Source organism: Streptomyces sp. PKU-EA00015 (assembly GCF_013387495.1).
Lineage (GTDB): Bacteria > Actinomycetota > Actinomycetes > Streptomycetales > Streptomycetaceae > Streptomyces.
In genome coordinates this window covers 1-22,434 of sequence record NZ_JABZEE010000006.1, presented here as the reverse complement: position 1 = coordinate 22,434, position 22,434 = coordinate 1, and the positions used below count along the sequence as shown (strand labels likewise).

20 protein-coding genes are annotated in these 22,434 nt (G+C 72.6%); 10 read left to right on the top strand and 10 right to left on the bottom strand.

Going from position 1 to position 22,434, the window contains the following annotated elements:
* Positions 1-289: 289 nt before the first annotated feature.
* The 4 genes from HW130_RS06210 (at position 290) to HW130_RS06195 (ending at position 3,030) form a co-directional block, all read left to right on the top strand.
* Positions 290-1,303 (top strand): LacI family DNA-binding transcriptional regulator, encoded by a 1,014-nt coding sequence (locus tag HW130_RS06210; RefSeq protein ID WP_177148441.1) that lies wholly within the window; start codon positions 290-292, stop codon positions 1,301-1,303.
* A gap of 121 nt (positions 1,304-1,424) precedes the next feature.
* Positions 1,425-1,817: a DUF6479 family protein gene (locus tag HW130_RS06205; RefSeq protein WP_177148408.1), complete on the top strand. Its 393-nt coding sequence runs from the start codon at positions 1,425-1,427 to the stop codon at positions 1,815-1,817.
* Between the two features lie 4 nt (positions 1,818-1,821).
* Entirely contained in the window at positions 1,822-2,235 is a 414-nt protein-coding gene (locus HW130_RS06200) for a hypothetical protein (RefSeq protein WP_309140345.1), read from the top strand.
* An 87-nt stretch (positions 2,236-2,322) separates the two neighbouring features.
* Entirely contained in the window at positions 2,323-3,030 is a 708-nt protein-coding gene (locus tag HW130_RS06195; RefSeq protein WP_177148407.1) for a DUF6766 family protein, read from the top strand.
* Positions 3,031-3,062: 32 nt separating this feature from the next.
* Here the strand turns inward: HW130_RS06195 and HW130_RS06190 are convergent, their stop codons facing one another.
* Together HW130_RS06190 and HW130_RS06185 are read right to left on the bottom strand one after the other, a co-directional pair.
* Positions 3,063-3,425 (bottom strand): hypothetical protein, encoded by a 363-nt coding sequence (locus tag HW130_RS06190; protein ID WP_177148406.1) that lies wholly within the window; start codon positions 3,423-3,425, stop codon positions 3,063-3,065.
* 44 nt (positions 3,426-3,469) lie between these two features.
* A complete protein-coding gene (locus HW130_RS06185; RefSeq protein WP_177148405.1) occupies positions 3,470-3,622 on the bottom strand; it encodes a hypothetical protein in 153 nt (50 codons plus the stop codon).
* A 162-nt stretch (positions 3,623-3,784) separates the two neighbouring features.
* Between HW130_RS06185 and HW130_RS06180 the strand changes: the two genes are divergently transcribed.
* From HW130_RS06180 to HW130_RS06165, 4 genes are all read left to right on the top strand, one after another.
* Complete coding sequence (locus tag HW130_RS06180) at positions 3,785-5,386, top strand: FAD-dependent oxidoreductase (RefSeq protein WP_177148404.1); 1,602 nt, start codon at positions 3,785-3,787, stop codon at positions 5,384-5,386.
* Positions 5,387-5,516: 130 nt separating this feature from the next.
* Positions 5,517-6,092: a (2Fe-2S)-binding protein gene (locus HW130_RS06175; protein ID WP_177148403.1), complete on the top strand. Its 576-nt coding sequence runs from the start codon at positions 5,517-5,519 to the stop codon at positions 6,090-6,092.
* Entirely contained in the window at positions 6,089-7,084 is a 996-nt protein-coding gene (locus tag HW130_RS06170) for a xanthine dehydrogenase family protein subunit M (RefSeq protein ID WP_177148402.1), read from the top strand. Before HW130_RS06175 ends, HW130_RS06170 begins: the two co-directional genes overlap by 4 nt.
* Positions 7,081-9,207 carry a xanthine dehydrogenase family protein molybdopterin-binding subunit gene (locus HW130_RS06165; RefSeq protein ID WP_177148401.1) on the top strand — a complete coding sequence of 709 codons (2,127 nt, stop codon included), beginning with the start codon at positions 7,081-7,083 and terminating at the stop codon, positions 9,205-9,207. The genes HW130_RS06170 and HW130_RS06165 overlap by 4 nt, the downstream gene beginning before the upstream one ends.
* Here the strand turns inward: HW130_RS06165 and HW130_RS06160 are convergent.
* Both HW130_RS06160 and HW130_RS06155 read right to left on the bottom strand, forming a co-directional pair.
* Positions 9,143-9,973 carry a uracil-DNA glycosylase gene (locus HW130_RS06160; RefSeq protein WP_309140344.1) on the bottom strand — a complete coding sequence of 277 codons (831 nt, stop codon included), beginning with the start codon at positions 9,971-9,973 and terminating at the stop codon, positions 9,143-9,145. The genes HW130_RS06165 and HW130_RS06160 overlap by 65 nt on opposite strands.
* Positions 9,970-12,510 carry a SpoIIE family protein phosphatase gene (locus HW130_RS06155; protein WP_375256509.1) on the bottom strand — a complete coding sequence of 847 codons (2,541 nt, stop codon included), beginning with the start codon at positions 12,508-12,510 and terminating at the stop codon, positions 9,970-9,972. Before HW130_RS06155 ends, HW130_RS06160 begins: the two co-directional genes overlap by 4 nt.
* 143 nt (positions 12,511-12,653) lie before the next feature.
* Between HW130_RS06155 and HW130_RS06150 the strand changes: the two genes are divergently transcribed.
* Positions 12,654-13,577, top strand: a complete 924-nt coding sequence (locus tag HW130_RS06150; protein WP_177148399.1) for a MurR/RpiR family transcriptional regulator — start codon at positions 12,654-12,656, stop codon at positions 13,575-13,577.
* 328 nt (positions 13,578-13,905) lie between these two features.
* A complete protein-coding gene (locus HW130_RS06145) occupies positions 13,906-14,316 on the top strand; it encodes a hypothetical protein (RefSeq protein WP_177148398.1) in 411 nt (136 codons plus the stop codon).
* A 112-nt stretch (positions 14,317-14,428) separates the two neighbouring features.
* Here the strand turns inward: HW130_RS06145 and HW130_RS06140 are convergent, their stop codons facing one another.
* The 6 genes from HW130_RS06140 to HW130_RS06115 form a co-directional block, all read right to left on the bottom strand.
* Positions 14,429-17,335, bottom strand: coding sequence for an NHLP bacteriocin export ABC transporter permease/ATPase subunit (locus HW130_RS06140; protein ID WP_177148397.1), 2,907 nt, complete (start codon positions 17,333-17,335; stop codon positions 14,429-14,431).
* A 1-nt stretch (position 17,336) separates the two neighbouring features.
* A complete protein-coding gene (locus tag HW130_RS06135; RefSeq protein WP_177148438.1) occupies positions 17,337-19,586 on the bottom strand; it encodes an NHLP family bacteriocin export ABC transporter peptidase/permease/ATPase subunit in 2,250 nt (749 codons plus the stop codon).
* Between the two features lie 35 nt (positions 19,587-19,621).
* Positions 19,622-20,428 (bottom strand): HlyD family efflux transporter periplasmic adaptor subunit, encoded by an 807-nt coding sequence (locus tag HW130_RS06130; protein ID WP_177148396.1) that lies wholly within the window; start codon positions 20,426-20,428, stop codon positions 19,622-19,624.
* 150 nt (positions 20,429-20,578) lie between these two features.
* Entirely contained in the window at positions 20,579-20,797 is a 219-nt protein-coding gene (locus HW130_RS06125) for a type A2 lantipeptide (protein ID WP_177148395.1), read from the bottom strand.
* A gap of 586 nt (positions 20,798-21,383) precedes the next feature.
* On the bottom strand, positions 21,384-22,328 hold the full coding sequence (gene opcA / locus HW130_RS06120) for a glucose-6-phosphate dehydrogenase assembly protein OpcA (protein ID WP_177148394.1): 945 nt from the start codon (positions 22,326-22,328) through the stop codon (positions 21,384-21,386).
* A partial coding sequence (locus tag HW130_RS06115; protein ID WP_177148393.1) for a hypothetical protein occupies positions 22,325-22,434 on the bottom strand: 110 nt, incomplete at its 5' end. The genes HW130_RS06115 and opcA, both read right to left, overlap by 4 nt.

The following is a 22,434-nucleotide window of genomic DNA, read 5'->3' as shown; positions in this document are numbered from 1 at the left end:
CAACAGATTCGTCGCACAAATTCCAGCCTGGCGACATCACAGCAGGTCAGAGGGCTAATGGATACTTCTTGCCGCGATCGACTAATGCGCTTTAGGCTGATGTGGCTCAAGCGCTTTAGTCATTGATCGGCGACTGTTTCGACCGGCCCAGCGCACAGGCCATAGGATGCCCGTGCACCGGCCCGCCCACGCGGGCACGGAGACTTGGGAAGGGGTCCGGGTGACTGCCAACACCCCGTCCGCCAGGGACACTTCGCAGCCGAGGCGCACTCCCGCCCGGCGGCCGACGATGAAGGACATCGCACAGCGGGCCGGTGTCTCGGAGAGCGCGGTGTCCTTCGCGCTCAACGACCGCCCGGGCGTCTCGGAGATCACCCGCGACCGCGTCCGCCGCGTCGCCGCGCAGCTCGGCTGGCGCCCCAGCACCGCCGCGCGTGCCCTGTCGGGGGAAGGCGCGGCGACCGTCGGCCTGGTCGTGGCCCGCCCGGCGACCACACTCGGCGTGGACTCGTTCTTCCTGCAGCTCATCTCCGGCATCCAGGAGGTCCTGGCCGAGCGACAGCTGGGCCTGCTCTTCCAGATGGTGGACGACGTGACCGCCGAGTGCGCGGTCCACCGCCGCTGGTGGGCCGAGCACCGGGTCGACGGCGTGCTGGTCGTCGACCCCCGGACGGACGACCCGCGGCCGGCCCTCCTCGACGAGCTGGGGCTGCCCGGCGTGGTCATCGGGGGGCTGCCCGACCGGCACCCCAACCTCTCGGAGGTGCGGGCCGACGACACCGGCGCCATGGCGCATGTCGTCGGCCGGCTGCACGAGCTCGGCCACCACCGCATCGTGCACATCGCGGGGCTGCCCTCGCTGGCCCACACCGACCGGCGCATCCGTTCGCTGCGCGACGAGGCGGAGCGGCGCGGGCTGACGGGGGTGCGGTCGGTGACCACGGACTACTCCGACACGGAAGGCGCCGCCGTCACCCGGCGCGTCCTGGCGTCGAAGGCCGCACCCACGGCGCTGGTCTACGACAACGACGTGATGGCCGCGGCCGGCGCCGCCGTCGTCGCGGGCCTGGGCCTGGCCGTGCCCGCGGACGTGTCGATCGTGTCGTGGGAGGACTCCGTGCTCTGCCGGATGGTGCACCCCTACCTCACCGCGCTCTCCCGCGATCCGGTCGCCTTCGGCCGTATCGCGGCCAAGGAGCTCACGGCGCTGCTCGACGGCGGCACGGCCCGCTCGGTCCAGGTGCCGCTGCCGGAGCTGATCGAACGGGAGAGCACGGCACCGGTCCACGGCTCCCGGCCCTGACTTCCCCGGGATCGCAGGCCCGCGCATGCTGGACGACGAAAGGGCTCCGGCCTGCGGCGTCCATTAGGGCGTCCGGGTCCATACTGGCTCTTAAGAGAGCCAGAATGGGTACGCGATAGTCATGGCCACTTACAGTCAAACGGCTCAGGACGCCGCCACGCTGCTCGCCGCGGGCGAGGGAGCACCGGCGGTCATCGTCTTCCTTCTCGTCGTGCTCGGCCTGCTGGTCCTGCTCGTGTGGGTCGTCTGGCAGGTGGGCGCGAGAAGGCGGCGCGACACACCCCCGACACGGGAGGAGCAACCTGTTCCGCCCGAGCACCAGACCCACTACGAGAGCCGTCTCGAGCCGGACGAGGTGGACCCCACCCAGGGCCACCAGGCCCCCGGACGCCTGACACCCCACGAACTGCACGGCTACGGGAACATGCCGTCCAGGCTCGCACCCGAGAAGGAGCCGCCGCGCGACTCCGACGAGAGCGGCGGAGCCTTCGGCAGCGGCGGCCACGGCGGCTGACCCGGTGCCGCACCGTCCGTACCTGTGCCCCGCCGCCGCCGCGGCGGGGCTGCTTCTGCTGAGCGGGTGCGCCTCGGTCACCGAGCGCGAGAGCGCCGCCTCCGGTGCCGTCGAACGGTTCGAGGCGGCGCTGCGCTCGGGACAGACCGGGCGCGCCTGCGCCGTTCTCGCCCCCGGGACCGTGGAGGAGCTCGAGGACTCCGCGAAGACGGCGTGTCCCGCCGCGCTGAATGATGCCGAGGTGCCCGCGGGCGGCGCGGTCGAACGCGTCGACGTCTACGGCCGTCAGGCCCGCGTGGTCCTGCGGCACGACACGCTCTTCCTGTCCGTCTTCCCCGACGGCTGGCGGATCACCGCGGCCGGCTGCCGACCGAGGACGGGCGGCCTGCCCTACAGCTGCGAAGTGAAGGGGGAATGAGCGGATGACACGGTTCCTGTTCGTCCTCTGCCTCGCCGTGGTGGGGCTGGGGCTCGCGTACTTCATCGCGTTGGGGGTGCTGCACCGTTGAGCGATCAGCAGTCCGCCTCGCGCGGCCCCCTCCTCAGGACCCTGCAGCAGAACGGTCTGACCCTGGTATTCGGCGCGGCGTTCCTGCTCACGCTCGTGGGGCAGGCGTTCGCCGGACACGCCAAGTTCAACAGCGAGCTCACCGCCGAGCACCTCCACGCGATCGGGTTCGGGCAGTACGTCACCTCGTCGCGGTTCGCGGTGGACGTGACGGAGAACTGGCAGTCGGAGTACCTGCAGTTCTTCCTCTTCATCTTCCTCACGGTCTGGCTGCTGCAGCTGGGGTCGCCGGAGTCCAAACAGCTCCACAAGGCGGGCACCGAATCGGACCGGGAACAACGGACGGGCCCCTTCGCGCGGCCAGACTCCCCCCGCTCGGCCTTCACCGGCGGGCTGCGTCAGACGCTGTACTCGCGCTCCCTCGGCCTCGTCATGGGCACGATCTTCCTCGCCTCGTGGGCCGCCCAGTCGATCACGGGCATGGTCGCCTTGAACGAGGAGCAGTTGCGGGGACTGCAGGCGCCTATGAGCTGGGGCCAGTACGTCCTGTCGGCCGACTTCTGGGACCGCACGCTGCAGAACTGGCAGTCGGAACTGCTGGCCGTGGCGTCGATGGTCATCCTGTCGGTCTATCTCCGCCAGCGGGGTTCACCGGAGTCGAAGCCGGTTGGCTCGTCCCACGATGCGACGGGCGTCGAGGGCTGACACCGACGGCCCGGAACCGTAGGGCTCCGGGCTCAGTCCTGCGCGTCGCCGTCGGGGCGGTCCGTGTCCGGTTGTCCGGCGGCAAGCCGCCGTGACCACCGGCAGACCAGCAGACCCAGTCCGCTCAGTGTGAGCACCCAGGTCGCGGCGAACGCCCAGATCAGGGCGGGCGACGAGGACGACGCGGCCATCACCAGCAGTACCGCCGTCATGGCGCCCGCGAGGCCGGTGCCGATGGCGAGCAGACGCCCGCGGAGCAGGCCAGGAGCTTCGGTGTACGGCAGTCCCGGGCGCATGGTCCTGAGGTGGCGGTCGAGCAGCAGGTCGGTCCGCAACTGCTCCTCGATCCCGGCCAGTATCGCGCGCTCCCTCTGCGACAGTCCGGCTCCGTCCATGGCCCGCGCCTCCCATTACGCAGTCAGGCGGTTCTCCCGGGGGATCAGTCCTCACCCCGGACGATGGTCAGGTCGGCACTGCTGTCGCCCTGCTCCGTTTCGGCGCCCTGCCGGACGACGGCGGGCAGACAGGTCCGCACCCGTTCGTGTTCGGGGATATCGCCGCTCATCGGTTCGGTGTCGGCGTGGGGGTCCACGGCTGACACCTCCTCTGGTCCCTCGGTACCGGCGACGTCGCCGGAACGTTGTCGTACATGTGAGCTGCGGGTACCCGGAATGCGGCGCGTCAGTCCCGGCGGACGGGACGAAAGGCCGCAGAAGTGATGCTTCGGTCGCGGTGGGCGGGGCACCCGCACGGCATGCCGAACGATTCCCGTACCCCGCCCGTGACCTCCCCGCCGCGCACCACCGAATCGCACTGGCTGCGCACCACGGACAGCACCTCGTATCCGCCGCTGGCCGGCGACACGACGGTCGACGCCGTCGTGGTCGGCGGCGGGATCGCGGGGCTGAGCACCGCCTGGGAGCTGACCCGGGCGGGACGCTCGGTCGCCGTCCTGGAGGTGGACCGCATCGCCTCCGGGGTCACCGGCTTCACGACCGCGAAGCTCACCGCACAGCACGGACTGCGCTACGACCGGCTGCGCCGCACGCGCGGCGCGGAGGGCGCCGAGCTGTACGCGCGCTCGCAGCAGGCGGCGGTCGAGCGCGTGGCCGAGATCTGCGCGGAACTGGACGTCGACTGCGAGCTGGAGCGCGTGCCCGCGTACGCCTACTCCCGCGACACCGCGCAGCGCCCGGCGCTGCGCGCCGAGGCCGAGGCCGCGCGTGCGGCCGGCCTGGACGCCTCGTACGTCGAGTCGACGGGTCTGCCGTTCACGCCGGCCGGTGCCGTGCGGATCGACGGCCAGGCGCAGTTCCACCCCCGCAAGTACCTTCTCGCGCTGGCCGCGGACCTCACGGCGTACGGGAACGCCATCCATGAGCGCACCCGGGTGACCGGGCTGCGGGAGGGCACGCCGTGCCAGGTCACCACGGAGAACGGGTACACCGTCACGGCACGCGACGTCGTGGTGGCGACCCACTTCCCCGTCTTCGACCGGGCGCTGCTGTTCACCCGGATGTCGCCGCGCCGGGAGCTGGTCGTCGCCGGTCCCCTGCCCGCCGACCGCGATCCGGAGGGCATGTACATCTGCGAAGAGGGAACCAAGCGGTCGGTGCGCACCGCGCCGCTCGACGACGGCAGTCGGCTGCTCATCGTGACCGGTGAGTCCTTCACGCCCGGCACCGCCGACGCGGGCGAGCGCTTCCGCCGTCTGGAGGAGTGGATGCACACCCATTTCCCGGTGACCGAGACGCGCTACCGCTGGGCCGCGCAGGACAACGACCCCAGTGACTCGGTCCCGCTCGTCGGCGCCTTCCACCCGGGCGCCCGCCACACGTTCGTGGCGACCGGCTTCGGCGGATGGGGCATGAGCAGCGGTGTCATGGCGGGGCGGCTGATCACCGATCTGATCTGCGCCGTCACTCCCCCGTGGACACGGCTGTACGACCCGCGCCGGCTGTGGAGCGCCCTGCGCGAGGCGCCGACCATGCTCTCCCAACAGGCCGAGGTCGCCCAGCACTTCGTCGGCGACCGGCTGCGCACGACCCATGTGGACTCGGCGGACGACATCCCGCCCGGCACGGGAGCGGTCGTCCGTCTTGCCGGGCGGCGCAGCGCCGTGTACCGGGACGAGGCGGGCGCGTGCCACGCCGTGTCGGCCCGCTGCACCCATCTGGGCTGTCTGGTGTCGTTCAACGCCGCCGAACGCACCTGGGAGTGCCCCTGTCACGGCTCCCGGTTCGGCGTCGACGGATCGGTGCTCCAGGGGCCGGCCGTACACCCGCTCGAACAGCACGACGTCGACGGCGTCGGCGGCCCGGACGCGGCGGGCTCGCCGGACCCGGAGGAGCCCTGAGCCCGACGGCACCGGAAGCGCGTGAATCGGCGCCGCTCGGCGAGCGCGACGGCGCGTTCCGCCACAGGCTGGAGGAGCCGCCGCCGGGCGGCCCGCGGTGCGGCGGACGCGACACGGAAAGGTGCCAGGCGTGGATCCGAGCAGGCCACAGGGGAGGGTGGGGACGGCCGGTGCGGCGGACACCCACAGCTCCGTCCTCACCCTCCATGTCAACGGCGTCGCGTACACGATCGCCCTCGACCACCGCACGACGCTGCTGGACGCGTTGCGCGAGCGGTTGGACGTGACCGGGCCGAAGAAGGGCTGCGACCACGGTCAGTGCGGGGCGTGCACGGTGCTGGTGGACGGCCGCCGGATGCTGCCGTGTCTGCTGCCCGCCGTGGCGTACGACGGTTCGCGGATCACCACGGCCGAGGGGCTGGCCGACGGTGAGCGGCTGCATCCGCTCCAGGAGGCGTTCGTGGCGCGCGACGCCCTGCAGTGCGGTTACTGCACGCCGGGCCAGATCTGCTCCGCGGTCGGCATGCTGGCCGAGGCCGCGGACGGTCATCCGTCCCATGTCACGGCCCGTGACCACGCCGGCGGCGCCGTCCCGCTGACGCGTGAGGAGATCCGCGAGCGGATGAGCGGCAATCTGTGCCGCTGCGGCGCGTACACCAACATCGTGGCCGCCGTCGAGGACGTCGCCGGGGAGGCGAAGCCGTGAAACCGTTCGCGTATGTCCGCGCCACGAGCCCCGAGGAAGCCGTCGAGGCGTACGCCGCCCGTCCCGGCGCCCAGTACCTCGCCGGCGGCACCAACCTGGTCGACCTGATGAAGCTCGGCGTCACGGCCCCCGACGTGCTGGTCGACGTCCGGCGGCTGCCGCTGGACACGGTCGACGACACGCCCGGCGGGGGCCTGCTGATCGGCGCGACGGTCCGCAACAGCGATCTCGCCGCCCACCGCGCCGTGCGCTCCCGCTACCCCGCCCTGTCCCAGGCCCTGCTCGCCGGTGCGTCGGGACAGCTGCGCAACGCGGCGACGACCGGCGGCAATCTGCTGCAGCGCACCCGGTGCACGTACTTCCAGGACGTGTCCAAGCCCTGCAACAAGCGGGTGCCGGGGACGGGGTGCCCGGCACGGGAGGGTGTGCACCGGGATCTGGCCGTCATCGGGCACTCGGAGCACTGTGTCGCCACGAACCCCTCCGACATGGCCGTCGCCCTCGCCGCGTTCGACGCCTTGGTCCGGCTGCGCGGTACGGGCGGCGAACGCGCCGTCCCCGTCACGGACTTCCACCGGCTGCCCGGCGACCGGCCCGACCGGGACACCGTGATGGAGGACGGCGAGCTGATCACCGGGGTGGAGCTGCCGCCCCCGCCGGTGGGTGCCCGCTCCGTGTACCGCAAAGTGCGCGACCGGGCCTCGTACGCCTTCGCGCTGGTCTCCGTGGCGGCGGTCCTCGCCGTCGAGGACGGCCGGATCCGGCATGCGGCGCTCGTCTTCGGCGGGCTCGCGCACCGGCCGTGGCGGGCCTGGACGGCCGAGGAACGGCTGCTGGGCGCGCAGGCCACCGCGGCGTCGTTCGAGCAGGCGGTGGAGGCGGAGCTCGACGCGGCCGAGCCGCTGCGCGACAACGCGTTCAAGGTGCGGCTCGCCGGCGACGTCGCCGTCGACGTGCTGTCAGGTCTCGTGCGGTCGCGGGAGGCGTCATGAAACTGTCCGCCCGCGCCCTCGGCGCGGACGCCGTCCGCCGGGAGGCCCACGACAAGGTGACCGGGCGGGCGCGCTACGCGGCCGAGGCCCGTCCGGCGGGGCGGGCGCACGCCTGGCCCGTGGCCGCCGGTGTGCCCCGCGGCCGCGTCACGGCGGTCGACGCCGGCGCCGCACTCGCGCTGCCCGGCGTCCTCGCCGTCCTGACCCACGAGAACGCGCCGCGGCTGGCGCCCTGCGACGACCCGACGCTCTCCCTCCTGCAGGACGCACGCGTCCCGCACCGCGGCTGGTACGTCGCCCTCGTCGTGGCGGACACACTGGAGAACGCCCGCGCGGGCGCCGCCGCCGTACACGTCACGTATGCGGCGGAGGACCACGACGTACGGCTCACCCGCGACCGTGCGGACCTGTACACGCCCGAGGAGGTCAACGGCGGCTATCCCGGCACGCGTGAACGCGGCGACGCGGAGGGCGCGTTCGCCGCGGCCGAGGTACGGGTGGATGCCGCGTACACGCTGACCGCGCTGCACAACCACCCCATGGAGCCGCACGCGTCGACCGCCGAGTGGCGCGACGGCAGGCTGATCGTGCACGACTCCAGCCAGGGCGCCGGCACCGTGCGGGACGTCCTGGCGAAGATGTTCGGGATGGACCGGCACGACATCACGGTCGTCTCCGAGCACGTGGGGGGCGGTTTCGGCTCCAAGGGCACGCCACGGCCCCAGGTGGTGCTCGCCGCGATGGCCGCGCGCCACACCGGACGGCCGGTCACCCTCGCCCTCCCGAGGCGGCAGCTGGCGGCCGTCGTCGGGCACCGCGCGCCCACGCTGCACCGGGTGCGGATCGGAGCCGGGGCCGACGGGGTGATCACCTCGCAGGACCACGACGTGGTCACGCACACCTCGCGGGTGCGGGAGTTCGTGGAGCAGGCCGCGGTGCCCGCCCGCGTCATGTACACCTCCCCCAACAGCCGTACGGTGCACCGGGTCGCCGCCCTCGACGTGCCCACCCCGTCCTGGATGCGGGCACCGGGAGAGGCGTCCGGGATGTACGCGCTGGAGTCCGCGATGGACGAGCTCGCGTCGGCCGCCGGGATCGATCCGGTGGAGCTGCGGGTGCGCAACGAGCCCGACACGGAGCCCGACAGCGGCCGCCCCTTCAGCAGCCGCGGTCTCGTCGCCTGCCTGCGCGAGGGGGCGCGCCGCTTCGGCTGGCAAAGCCGCGACCCACGGCCCGGGGTGCGGCGGGAGGGCGCTGTGCTGCTGGGCACGGGCGTCGCCTCGAGTACGTACCCCTTCTTCATCGGTCCCTCGCGCGCCACTGCGCACGCCGCCGCCGACGGCACGTACCGGATCGCCGTCAACGCGACCGACATCGGCACCGGCGCCCGGACCGTGCTGGCCCAGATCGCGGCCGACGCGCTGAATGCGCCGCTCGACTCGGTGCGGATCGACATCGGCAGCAGCGAACTGCCGGCGGCCATGCTCGCGGGCGGCTCGGCGGGTACGGCGTCGTGGGGATGGGCGGTGCACAAGGCCGCCTCGCAGCTCGCGGAGCGGCTGGCCGGACTGCCGGGCGGTGTGCCGGCCGAGGGACTGACAGCCGCTGCCGACACGCGGGCGGAGACGGCCGAGGAGTCGCCGTACGCGCGGCACGCGTTCGGGGCCGTGTTCGCCGAGGTCCAGGCCGACACGGTGACCGGCGAGGTACGGACGCGACGGCTGCTGGGTGTGTTCGCGGCCGGCCGCATCCTCAATCCCCGCACCGCGCGTTCGCAGTTCATCGGCGGCATGACGATGGGGCTGGGCATGGCGCTGACCGAGGGAAGCACCATGGACGACCGTTTCGGCGACTTCGCCGAGTGCGACCTCGCCACCTACCACGTGCCCGTCTGCGCCGACGTGCCGGAGGTCGAGGCGCACTGGATCGAGGAGCACGACCCCCATCTCAACCCCATGGGGAGCAAGGGCATCGGAGAGATCGGCATCGTCGGCACGGCGGCCGCGATCGGCAACGCGGTCCACCATGCCGTCGGCGCACGGCTGCGGGAGCCGCCCCTCACCCCGGACAAGGTCCTGGCGCATCTGCACCGGACGCCGGTGGCGCCGGGTCCAGGCCGGTGACGCGGGCCGCACGGCGGAACACCTCGACGAGCATGGGCAGGGTGACGCGCCCGGTGAACACGTTGCGCCGGCTGGGGTGGTAGCAGCCGAAGAGGTGGAGTTCGCCGGACCCGTCCCCGGCCGGCAGCGTCACATGGGCGCCGTGCCCGAACAGGGGGCGCGGGCGCGGCAGCCGGTATCCGGCGGCGGCGAGGACGGGCAGCACCGCCTGCCAGCCGAAGGCGCCGAGCACGACGACACCGCGCAGCCCGGTCAGCAGCCCGAATTCCGCGGCGAGCCACGGACGGCAGGTGTCCCGTTCCTCCGGCGTGGGCCGGTTCTGCGGCGGCGCGCAGTGGACGGGAGCGGTGACCCGCACGCCGCGCAGGCGGAGGCCGTCGCCACGATGGGTGGAGGTGGGCTGCGAGGCGAGTCCGGCCGCGTGCAGCGCGGCGAACAGGACGTCGCCGGAGTCGTCCCCGGTGAACATCCGGCCGGTGCGGTTGCCGCCGTGGGCGGCCGGGGCCAGGCCGACGACGGCGAGGACCGCGTCGTCGGGCCCGAACCCGGGGACGGGCCGCCCCCAGTACTCCCACTCCCGGAACGCGGCCCGCCGCTCCGCGGCGACGCCCTCCCGCCAGGCGACGAGACGCGGACAGGCCCGGCACCGGGCGACCTGCGCGTCCAGCTCCCCGAGGCCGGAGCAGTGCGGCGCGGTACGGGCGGGAAAGTCCGGGTCACCGGCGTCGTCGTCCCCCCGCACGGACCGCTCGTGCCGGGGAGTCACCGGGCGTCCCGGGCCGGCCGCGGGGACGTGTCCGACGGCTCGGACCAGCGGGCGGCGAGGAGCAGGGCGATGTCGTCGGGACGGTCGGCGTTGCGTCGCGCTTCGTTGATCAGGCGGTCCGCCGTCTCGGCGAGCGGGGACGAGCCCACGTCCGACAGGGCCTGGCGCAGGCTTTCGATGCCCTGGTCGATGTCGGATCCGGGCTGCTCGACGAGACCGTCGGTGAACAGGGCGAGGACGGCGCCGGGAGCGAGCCGCAGGGCGGTGACCGGGTACGCGACGTCCGCGTCGACCCCGAGGACCACGCCGCCGGGCAGGTCGAGCACGTCGGTGCGGCCGTCGGGGTGGCGCAGCAGGGGCTGGAGGTGGCCGGCCCGGACGGCCTGGGCGCTGCCCGTGGCCGGGTCGAGGACGATGTAGCAGCAGCTCGCGAACTGGCCGGAGTCGAGGTCGATGAGCAGCCGGTTGGTGCCGCTCATCACTTCCTCGGGGCTGTGGCCGCTGACGGCCAGGGCCCGCACGGCGCTGCGGAGCTGGCCCATGGTGGCAGCGGCCGAGACACCGTGCCCCTGGACGTCGCCGATGACGATGGCGAGTCCCTGGCCCGTCTCGACGACGTCGTACCAGTCGCCGCCGACCTCCATGCCCTGGGTGCCGGGGAGGTAGCGGCCGACGGTGTCGACGTGGTCGACCACGGGCAGTCGGCGGGGCAGCAGCCCGTCCTGGAGCCCGCGGGCGAGTGCCGCCTCGGAGTCGTAGCGCCGGGCGCGCTGGAGGGCCTGGGCGATGAGGCCGGCGAGGGCGGTGAGGACGGTGCGCTCCTCCGGGCTGAAGCCCCGGGGCTGGTCGAAGCCGAGGATGCAGGTGCCCACCGGCCGGCCGGAGGCGATCAGCGGCAGGAACGCGCGGGCCCCGACGTGGGCGTCGAGGGGGATGCCCGGATAGGCGGCGGCCAGGTGCTGCATGGATTCGAAGAACAGGGGGCGGCCCGAGGTCAGCGTCTCGACACCGGGGAGCTTGGTGTCGAGGCCGACGCCTTCGAACCGGCTGAGGAAGCCGCGGGGGAAACCGGTCTCCCAGGCGAGATGGAGGTGACGGTTGCTCAGCAGGTAGATGGCCAGCTGCCGGCCGCCGAAGGCCGGCAGCAGTTCCTCGGTGACGACGGCGGACACCTGACGGGCCGTGACCGCCTCGGTGAGCGCGATGGCGAGCGCGACCGGACGGTAGAGGGCGACGGCCCGGTCGGCCGGCGAGCCGAGTCCGGTGCCGGGGGCGACGACGGATTCCGGCGCGTAGGCGGGGTGTTCGCCGGGGCTGAGGGTCGCGGTCAGCCCGTCGACCCCGGGGAAGAGGGAGACCGAGAGCCAGTCCCCGTCCCGGTTCACCGCGAAGTGCACCGGATCGCTGGACAGCAGGGCTGCCCGGTAGTGGTCCTCGTAGGCGGCCTGCGCGAACCAGGGCACCGCCTCCCACAGCACGCGGCCGACGAGTTCGGTGCGCGGCAGGCCGAGCAGGGTCTCGGCCCGGTGGTTGAGGTAGGTGATGCGGCCGAGACGGTCGACGTTGCAGACACCGTGCGGGAGCCGGTCCGCGGCCTCGGCGACGACGGGTCCGGCGCCCAGGTCGATGAGGAAGCCGGTCAGGTGGGTGCTCGGCGGGCCGTCCCGCGGGCGTCCGCGCCGGCCGGTGATCTCCAGCAGATGCGGTCGTCCGTCGGATCCCTGCAGCCGCATCCGGCGGTTCACCGGCCGGTCGGACACGGCCGCCTGCCGGGCCAGGGCCCACAGTCCGTACGCGTCCTCCGGCTCGATCCGCGCGGCCAGCGCGTCGACGGTGGCCGGCAGGCGGTCGGGTGTGGTGCCGAGGATGGCGCACCAGCCCTCGTCGCCCGTGACCGTACCGGCCTCCAGGTCCCAGTCGAACGAGCCGATCCGTACCGGCGGCGCGGTGACGGAGGGCAGGGTGACCGCCATCGGCTCGTCGTCCCACTCGATGCGCGGTCCGTCCGCCGACATGGCGGCGAGCGTGCCGGCGAGGTTCGCGCCGACCTCGCTGAGGCGGCGGCGGTCGCCCTCGTCGACCCGGAGACCGGGTGTGGCCGGCCGGAGCACCGCGACCACTCCGAACGTCTCCCGCTCGTGGGTGACCGGCACGTACAGCGAGGCGAAGGGGAAAGGCAGGCCGGCCATGAGCTGCGGGTAGCAGCGCATGGCCTCCTCCGCGTCGTGGAGGTAGACGGGCCGGCCCGAACGGTAGACGTCGGAGTGCGGGAAGGGCCGGTTCACGTGCATCCGGCTCCAGTGCTGGAACAGTTTCGCGGGCAGTCCGGCGAGCACGGCGAGACGCAGCAGTTCCGGCGTGCCGGAGCGCAGGTAGAGACCGCCGGCGAAGCCGCCGACGGCCTCGATGGCGCTCACCTCCGCCTGGGCCAGCACCATGGGCAGCTCCCCCGGCGCCGGGCCGCCCTCGTCCGCCGCCGCGGGTTCCGCTCCGGCCCGGGCGGACGGGTGGCGCCTGCCCGCACCGTTCCCGGTCACCTTGCCAGGATGCTCCCCGACGGCCGTGCTCCGCATCTTCGGGACCGTCGCGCGGGCGGCGCCTGCGGCCGGTGACGAGACGGCTCTGGGTCTGGGCCCTTGAGCTAGATTTGAGCCCGATCCGGACGACAGGGAGGCACACGGTGTCATCAGGGCAGCAGGCACGTGCGCAGGCGGCGGCGATCACCCCGGGCCGGCAGTCGCCGGTGCCCGAGGCCGCGCCCGCGGACAGGCTCCGGGCCCTGTTCGGAAGCCACCGGCTGTCGCCGGGACAGCGCCGTATCGCCCAGTACATGATCGACCATCTGACCGAGGCCGCGTTCCTGTCGATCACGGACCTCGCCGAGCGGGTGGGCGTCAGCCAGCCTTCGGTGACCCGGTTCGCGACCTCCCTCGGCTACACCGGCTTCCCGGCACTGCGGGAGGCGCTGCAGCCGATCGCGCTGAGCGCCGTGGCGGGCGCCCAGGAGACGCGCGAGCAGATCCGCCACAACGAGCTCCAGGCGGCCGTCGACGCGGAGATCGCGAATCTGGAGAGCCTGCGCCGGGTCTTCGCCGACACCGACCGGGTCCTGGACTTGGGCCGGGAGCTGGCCCGCTCGATGCCGCTGACGGTGCTGGGCCTGCGGATCTCGGTGTCGCTCGCCGAGTACTTCGCGTACGCGGCACGCCGTATCCACCCCGACGTGCGGCTGGTGACCCGTGGCGGCAGCGTCGCCTACGACGCGCTGCTCCAGTCGCGCGAGGCGGGCGGGACCTGGGTGCTGGCGTACGCGATGCCGCGGCACGCCAACGAGACGCTCGCGGCGCTGCGAGCCGCGCGCAGCACGGGACTTCGCGTGGCGCTGATCACGGATCTGACGCTCGGGCCGCTCGTGGACGAGGCCGATGTGTCGCTGACGGCGGGGACCGGCTCACGGCTCGTCTTCGACTCGTACTCGGCGCCGGGCGTCCTGTCGGCCGCCGTGCTGCAGGCGATGGCGGACGCGGACCCGGAGCGCACGCAGTCCCGTCTCGAGGGGTACGAGCAGGTCGCCGAGCAGCACGACTTCTTCCTCGAGGACTGACGGTCGGCGCGGTCGACTTTCCCGTGTGACCTGTGTGTTTCCGGGACATTTTCACGTCCCGGGTTGCATGAAATTTTTCATACCCTTGATTACTCGACGGTATATATATTTACTGCTCGTGGCAGCGGGTCCTCGGCAACCACGAGCACGCCCCTGCCCCACGACCGAACATCCAGAGCCGGTGCTCCCTCCTCGCACCGGACTCCGGTGTTCAATCCGGGCAACCGCCGTACCGCGGATGCCCCTGGCGGTCCCGGTCAACCCCTGGGCCGGGACCGCCACAAGCCTCTCGATCAGAGCCCGTCGGCATGACCCGGAAGCGACGACGATGTCCCAGACCCTCACCACGCTCGGACCGGACTGGCCCTGTCAGGTCAAGGCCCCCGGAACGCGCGACTGGGAGCGTACGGCCGCCCGGTGGCTCCGTGACCTGCTGCCGGCCCGCTACGCGGGATACTCGCCGCTCACCCGCCATCCCGTCCTGCTCGCACGCCACGCCCGGCTCCAGTTGCAGCACGAGGTGCGCACCGTGCGCGTGGCGCTCCAGACCGCCCGCGTCGAGCTGCCGACCCTGGGCGTCGCGGAATCGGTCATCGAGAACAGCATCCGGATGTACGCGGTCGAGCTGGACCAGCTGAACCGGCTGGCACGCGGCGTCCGGCTCGTCACCGACGCGCTGCTCGCCGAGGGCACGCCCCCCGCGCCGCGCAGGCGCACCCCCGCTCAGCGCGTGTCGTAACCGCGGCGGGACCCCGGGCTGAGGACGCCTCGTACCACCGCGGGCCGGTCGGGACCGGGGTTCGCGCCGTGCCCGGCCCGGTCCCGGTCGGGCGCCCGCGCTTCCTCGGCCGTCAGGCCATCTGCCGTCGCACCAGCTCGTACAGCCGCCCGTTCGGGTCCGCGAGCAGATCCGCGGGGCGGCCCTCCTCCACGATCCGGCCGTCGGACATGACGAGCACCCGGTCGGCGTCCATGACCGTGGTGAGCCGGTGGGCGATCACCACGCGCGTGGCGCTCAGCTTGCGGGTGCTGTCCATCACCGTCCGCTGGGTCTCGTTGTCCAGCGCGCTGGTCGCCTCGTCGAAGAAGAGGATGCGCGGGCGGCGCACCAGGGCCTGCGCGATCATCAGCCGCTGGCGCTGCCCGCCGGAGATCGCACCACCGTTGGAGATCATCGTGTGCAGCCCCATGGGCATCCGCTTGATGTCCTCGGCGAGCCCGGCCATCTCGGCAGCCGCCCAGACCTCCTCCTGGGAGAAGCTCTCGGCTCCCGAGATGCACTCCAGGATCGAGCCGGTCAGCGGCTGGGCGTTCTGCAGGACGACGCCGCACTGGCGGCGCACCGCGGCACGGTCCAGGGCGGAGAGGTCCTGGCCGTCGTAGAGCACCGACCCGGCGGCCGGCCGGTCGAAGCCGATCAGCAGCCTCAGCAGGGTGGACTTCCCGCAGCCGCTCGGGCCGACGACGGCGACGAACTCCCCCGGCCGCACCTGGAGCGACACGTCGTCGAGGACGGCGGGGCCGTCGTCGGTGTAGCGGAACGAGAGCCTGCGTGCCTCGATCTCGCCGGACAGGACGCCCGGCTGGGCGCTCGCTCCCCGCACCTCCGGCGTCTCGTCGAGGATCGGGCGCACCTGCTCGAACATGGGCAGCACCGCGACCGCCGAGACCAGTACGCCGGTCAGCTGGGTGACCGAGGTCAGCAGCATCGTCACGGCGGCGTTGAAGGTGAGGAAATCACCGGCCGACATGCTGCCGCGGGCCGGGCCGGCCAGCAGCATGAACATGATGAGCGAGCACAGCGGCAGGTAGACCGCGTCCATCACGGTGGTGAGGTTCCTGATCCGGCCGACGCGCTGCTGGAGTTCGCGGGAGCGGGCGAACTCCCGTGCCCACGCCGCGTACGCGAAGCTCTCGGCCGCGGCCACGCGGAGTTTGGGCAGCCCGCGCAGCGTCTGGAACGCCTGGTTGTTGAGCTTGTTGCCGAGCTCCACCAGCCGCCGCTGCCAGCGCACCTGCCACAGCCCCATCCCGAGGAAGAAGAGACCGATCACCAGCAGCATGCCGATGGCCGCGAGGGCGAGCGGCACGCTGTACCACAGCAGCAGGGCCACGTTCATCGCGCCGACGGTGCCCGACTGCAACGCGACCGGGCCGATTCCGGACAGGACACGGCGGATCGAGCTGATGCCCATCGCCGCGCTCGCCAGCTCACCGGTGGAGCGCTCGGTGAAGAAGCGGGTCGGCAGCCTCAGCAGCCTGTCCCACACGGCGGGCTGGAGGGCGCTCTCGATCCGGCCCTCCATCCGCAGGATGGTGAGGTTCTGGAGGAGCATGAACGCCGCCGACACGATGCCGGCGGTCATCACCGCGAGCGCCATCTGCACGATCAGGCCGGTCTCGGCCCGCGGCACGTACTCGCCGAGCACCTTTCCGGTGGCCACCGGCACCAGGGCGCCGACGCCGACCGTCACGAGACCGGCGAGCAGCAGATTGCGCACGTCCATCCGGGTGCCGCGCAGGCTGAAGCGCGCCAGGCGCCGGAGGCTCGCGGGGCGTTCCGGCAGCGGCCGGTAGAACATGACCGCCCGCGGCTCGAAGTCGTCCGCGTTGTCCTTGCCGATGCGGGTGCGCGAGCCGGTGAGCGGGTTGACGGCCTCGTAGCGTCCCCGTCGCCACAGCAGGGCGACGGGTGCGCCGGACGCCGCGCGGTGCCCCACCAGCGGGCCGCTGTCCGTGCGCCACCAGCTGCCGGTGAGGCGTACGGGCCGGGTGCGGACGCGGGAGGCGATCGCGACGCGCTCGACGGGGCTGACGCGTTCCTCGTCGGCGGCGGTTCTCGGGGGCTCGGTGAGGGTGATCCCGGCGGCCTCGGCGACCCTGCGGCACACGGCGAACACGGCGTCGGCGCTGTCCGCCCCGGCGGTGCGGCGCGCGCCGCCACGCTTGCCGATGGAGGCGATCAGCGCCTCGTCGGCCCGTGCGCGGACGTCCTCGCCCGCCTTGATCCCGGCCGCCGCGCGGTCCTCGTGGGCGCGCTCCAGCTGTTCGATCCACTGGTCGACCGCGGACAGCAGCCGGTACTGCTGGTTGACCATCCGCTGCCACATCGCGCCCTCGACGAGCAGATCGGCCGCCGCCTCCGCACTGTAGGAGGCGCCGTAGCGGACGCTGCCCGGGTCGACGGGCATCCACAGGATGTCCTCGTCGGTCATGCCCGCGTCGGCGGGGCGGCCGTCGAGGGGCGCCTCGAACAGGACGCCGAGGCTGCGCCCGACTCCCAGGGCGAAGGCGTGCTCCAACGGGTTCCAGGCTCCGTGGCCGTACGGGTCCTGGGCGGCGAACGGATCCTGGGCGGCGTACGGGTCGGGTACGTGGATGCCCTGCGTCGCGTACGGGTCCTGCCCGTAGGGGTCCTGGTACAGCTCGCGCAGGGCGATGCGGCGCAGCACGCACTCCTGCGAGGGGCGCCCGACGAGTGTGTGGCGCGGGCCCTCCACCGGACCGAGCAGCAGGGTGCCGGGTTCGAGCCGGCCGAGGAAGTGCCAGTGGCCCTGCTCCGCGGCGTCCACGGCGAACAGGTCGAGGAAGCCGCCGAGCACCAGCCACAGCACCTGCGGACCTTCGAGGTGGAGGCTGCGCAGGCCGGTGCAGTCGACGGGCGCGCCGAGGCCCCCGAAGGCCTGGATCACCGCGTCGGTAGTCTCCGGCGTCCCCGCGGCCGCGGTGTGGCCTGCGTCCGGGTGTGCGGATGACACGTCAGTGCTCCTTGACCAGCTCGGCGTACGCGCCCTGGGCGGCGACGAGTTCCTCGTGACGGCCCCGTTCGACGACCGTGCCGTGGTCGAGCACCACGATCTCGTCGCTGTCGCGCACGGTGCTCAGCCGGTGCGCGATCACCACGCACGCGCAGCCGCGCCGGCGGATGTTGTCGATGATGACGCGCTCGGTCTCGGCGTCGAGGGCGCTGGTCACCTCGTCCAGCACGAGGATGCTCGGGCGGCGCACCAGGGCGCGGGCGATCTCCAGGCGCTGGCGCTGCCCGCCGGAGAAGTTGCGGCCGTCCTGTTCCACGCGGCTGTGGATGCCGTCCGGCCTGCGCCGGACGACGTCGAGGACGGCGGCGTCCTCCAGCGCGGCGAGGACCGCCTCATCGGTGATGGAGGGGTCCCACAGGGCGACGTTGTCCCGCACGGTGCCCTCGAAAAGGAAGATGTCCTGGTCGACGAAGGCGACGGAGGCGGCGACGGCGCTGCGGGAGATGTCCTCCAGTCGTTCGCCGTCGATCCGGATCGTCCCCTCCCACGGGGTGTACAGGCCCGAGATCAGGCGCGAGACCGTGGACTTGCCGCTGCCCGAGCCGCCGACGAGGGCGACCTGCCGGCCGGGCCCGACGGCGAGGGAGAAGCCGCTGAGCAGCGGTGCGTCGAGCGGGCTGTAGCCGAAGGTGATGTCCTCCAGCGTGACATGGCCCTTGAGCCTGCGGGTGCTCGGGTCGGGCTCGTCGCGCGAGTACAGCGGGTCGACGGGGAAGTTCTCGACGTCCTTGAGCCGGGCGACGTCCGCGGCGAAGTCCTGGATGCGCCCGGCCACGCCGTTGAGGCGCGTGATGGGGGCGGTGAAGCGGGCGACGAGCGCCTGGAACGCGACGAGCAGGCCGATGGTGATGTGGCCCTCGACGGCCCGCAGGCCGCCGATCCACAGGATCAGGGCGCTGTTGAGGGTGGCCAGGGTGGGCGCGACGACGGAGAGCACGGCGCTCGGCACCCCGAGGCGCTGCTGCACCTCCAGCGTGGTGGCGTGCTGACCGGCCCACCGGCGGAAGTAGCCGTCCTCGCCACCGGTCGCCTTCATGGTCTCGATCAGCTGGAGACCGGTGTAGGAGGTGTTGGTGAGCCGTGCGCTGTCGGCGCGCAGCTTCTGCGTGTGGGTGGCCCGCAGGCGGACGACGATCCGCATGGCCACCACGTTGAGGAGCGCGATGAGCACGCCGACGACCGTGAGCTGGGGGTCGTACGTCCACAGCAGCACCGCGTACAGCACGACCACGACGCCGTCGACGGCGGCGGCCGCGAGGTCGCGGGCCAGGGTCTCGGCCACCGCGTCGTTGGACTGCAGCCGTTGGACCAGGTCTGCCGGACTGCGCTGGGCGAAGAAGGTGACCGGCAGCCGCAGCAGATGTCTGAGGAAGCGGGCGCTGCCCAGCGTGGACGAGATGATGCGCCCGCGCAGCAGGTTGGCCTGTTGCAGGCCGGTCAGTACGGCGGTGAGCGCCACGAGGGTCGCCAGCGAGGCGAACAGGGGCCCCAGCAGCGAGGTCTGCCCGCCGATCAGGAACATGTCGATGTACGTGCGGCTCAGCGCGGGCACCGCCGCGCCGACGGCGACCAGCAGGAGGCTGGCGAGCAGCGCGGCCAGCAGGGTGCCGGTGGTGCCGCGCAGCCGGGCGGGCACGGCCTTCATGATCCCGGGCCGGCGGCCGCCCTTGGTGAACGTGCGGTCCGGCTCGAAGACCAGGGCGACGCCGGTGAAGCTCGTGTCGAAGTCCTCCACGGACACGAAACGACGCCCCTTGTCGGGGTCGTTGATGTGTACGCCGCGGCGTCCGAGGCGGCGGCCCGTGCCGTCGTAGACGACGTAGTGATTGAACTCCCAGAAGAGGATGGCCGGCGGCTGCACCTCGGCGAGAGCGGTGGCCTCCATCTGCATGCCCTTGGCCGTGAGTCCGTAACTGCGGGCGGCCTTGAGGATGTTGCTGGCGCGTGAGCCGTCGCGGGAGACGCCGCAGGCGATGCGGAGTTCTTCGAGCGGCACATTGCGACCGTAGTGCGCGAGCACCATGGCGAGCGCGGCGGCACCGCACTCGACGGCCTCCATCTGCAGGACGGTCGGCGTGCGGACGGGCTTGGGTTTCTGCTGCCGGCGGGGCGGCGGGGCGGCGCGGCGCGCGCCGCGGCGGCCGCTGGGGGCCGGCTCCGGGCGGTGTCTGCGGCGGCCCGCGGGCGGCAGCTGCCGCTGGGCGGGGACGGTGTCACGGTGTGCGGTCACGGCAGCAGCCAATCGATCGGATGCTGGGCGGCCAGGTGGACGGAGCCGCCGGCGAGGGTCATGGACTCGAGGGCGTAGGGAGGGCCCTGCGAGGAGGACCAGTCGTAGCCGGACTCGGTGCCGGGGGACTTCTTCAGCTCGACGAGCACCGACACGGGCTGGCCGTCCTCGGAGAACTGCTCGCCCAACTGGCTGCTGCCGAGAAAGGCGGTGATGCGCTGACGGGTCTCGGCGGTGCGGCCCACGGCCTTGACCCGGCCGCGCAGCACACCGTACTTCTGCGACGCGACGGACTGGACGGTGAGGTCGACGCGGGCGCCGACGGGCACGGCCGCGCCGTTCTCCGCGGGGACGTACAGCACGGCCATCAGCGGGTCGCCGGGCCTCTCGACGCGTTCCACGGCGGCGACGTCGCTGCCGGTGGTGACGACGGAGCCGATCGCGGCGACGAGGGTGGTGAGCCGTCCGGCCGCGATGGTGCGTACGACGGCGGTGCCCTGAGCGGTGCGGACCTTGAGCAGGGGTGCGTCGGCCCCGACGCGTTCGCCCTCCTTGGCCAGCACCTCGGTGATCTGTCCCGAGACCGGGCTCTGGAGGACGTAACTGCCCTGGCCGTGGGTGAGGATGCCGGGCGCGGAGACGGTGGAGGTCACGGTCCCGGCGACGGCCCAGACGGCGGCGGCGACCATGACGGCGACGGTCACGGCCAGGACGAGGAGGCCCTGCGGGCGGGCGAAGCGCACCGGAAGGTCGATCTCCTCCGGTGACTGCAGCTTGGAAAGGGCCTGTTGGCGGAACTGCACGACACTCTTCCCTCAACTGCCTGAACGGTACGGGTCCCCGGATTCGCCGGGGTCGGAAACTGCGCACGGCCGTGCGCCCCGGATCCTGGATCGGTCCGGGGCACACGGCTCGGCACGGCCGGCAGAGCGGGCCGGCGGGCCGCGGAGGTCTTACAGACCGGCGACGAGGCCGTTGACCGGGCCGGCGATCGCGGCGGCGTTGATGCCGGTGGCACCCTCGACGACGCCGGTGACGGTGGCAACGGTGCCGGAGACCGGGACGATGGTGTCAAGAGCGGCGGTGGCGTTGCTCACCGTGGCGCTGTGCAGACCGCCGGCCACGTTGTCCAGCTCGCTGTCGGAGATCTCCTGGGTGGGGACGAAGTTCATAAGAAGCTTCCCTTCGGATGGATATTTCGAAATGACAGCGCCCGGTCGCACGGAATGAGCGTGTTGCCGGCCGCCCAGCGGGGTGGGGAGATTCCCGGATCCGGGAACCCAATGAATCCCGCGGTGCGAAGGATCAAAGCACGTAAGCGTGTTGAGCGGCCAATCGCGCAGAGGGCGGGAAGCCGGGATCGCGCCGCGAGAGGTCGTCGTATTACCGCCGCGTGCACGCCCCTACATCAATTGGTGCCATCTTCTTCACGTGATCACCCCGCACGGCCCCGATGCGTGCACGCCACATCCCGACGACGAAGGGGACATTCCCCCACAGAGCCAGATAATCGCTGGTCAGAGCGGGGGCGGCAATGAGAGGACGGTGTGATGCCTGCGCATTCACTGTGCAGATTCGCAGGAGGTGAAGGCGGCTTGACGGGACGTCACAAGGCGTTCACGCGCCGAGGGGCACGGCGTGTACGCCGCACCCCTCGGGCCGTGAATTGTGTCACCGGGTAATTACCGACAGTAAATACCGGTTGCCTTGTCGGATATGCCGGACCGGCCCGCCCTGTGCCGGGAAAAGCGAAGGAAATCAGCCTCCAGTGGCTGCCTCGGCCGCAGGTGGGGTGATCCGGGCGTGAAGTGCGGCGGCGTACGCTTCGTCGGGATCGAGCCTGCGCAGTTCCTCCGCGATCAACTCGGCCGTGGTGCGCACTTTGAGTGCCAGCACACGGTTCGGCTGGCCGGGGATGGAGAGCCGGGCCACGGGACCTTCCGGACGGTCGATGTGGATCTCGCCGTCGGCGGTGCGCAGGCGCACGGCTGTGACGACCGGACCGGCGGTGACGACCTGTTCGACGGGCACGCCGAGGCGGTCGGCGAACCAGCGGGCGAGCAGTTCGGCACTCGGGTTCTCCGCCTCGCTCTCCACGACGGCCGAGACGACCTCCGCCCGCGCCTGGTCCAGCGCCGCCGCGAGCATGGAGCGCCACGGGGTGAGCCGCGTCCAGGCCAGGTCGGTGTCCCCCGGCTCGTAACCGGAGGCGCGGGCGTCCAGCTCCCGCAGCGGCTCCTCGACCGCGTACGCGTCGGTGATACGGCGCTGGGCGAGGGCGCCGAGGGGATCCTTGGCAGGGACCGGCGGCGCGTCGACGGGCCACCAGACGACGACGGGCGCGTCGGGCAGCAGCAGGGGGAGGACGACGGAGTCGGCGCGCTCGGCCAGTTCGCCGTGGAGCCGCAGCAGGACCGTCTCTCCCGCGCCCGCGTCGCCGCCGACGCGGACCTCGGCGTCGAGGCGCGTGTCGTGGCGGTCGCGCGGGGAGCGGGCATGGCGCTTGATGACGACGAGCGTGCGCGACGGGTGCTCGCGCGAGGCGTCGCCGGCGGCCTTGATGGAGTCGTAGGCGTTCTCCTCGTCGGTGACGATGACGAGGGTGAGCACCATGCCGACGGCGGGGGTGCCGATGGCCCGGCGCCCCTGGACCAGGGCCTTGTTGATCTTGCTGGACGTGGTGTCCGTGAGGTCGATCTTCATGGCCTGCGCCAGCTCCGTCCGTCTCGTGCGAGCATCTCGTCCGCTTCCTTCGGGCCCCAGGTGCCCGCGGGGTACTGGGCCGGGGAGCCGTTCGTGTCCCAGAACC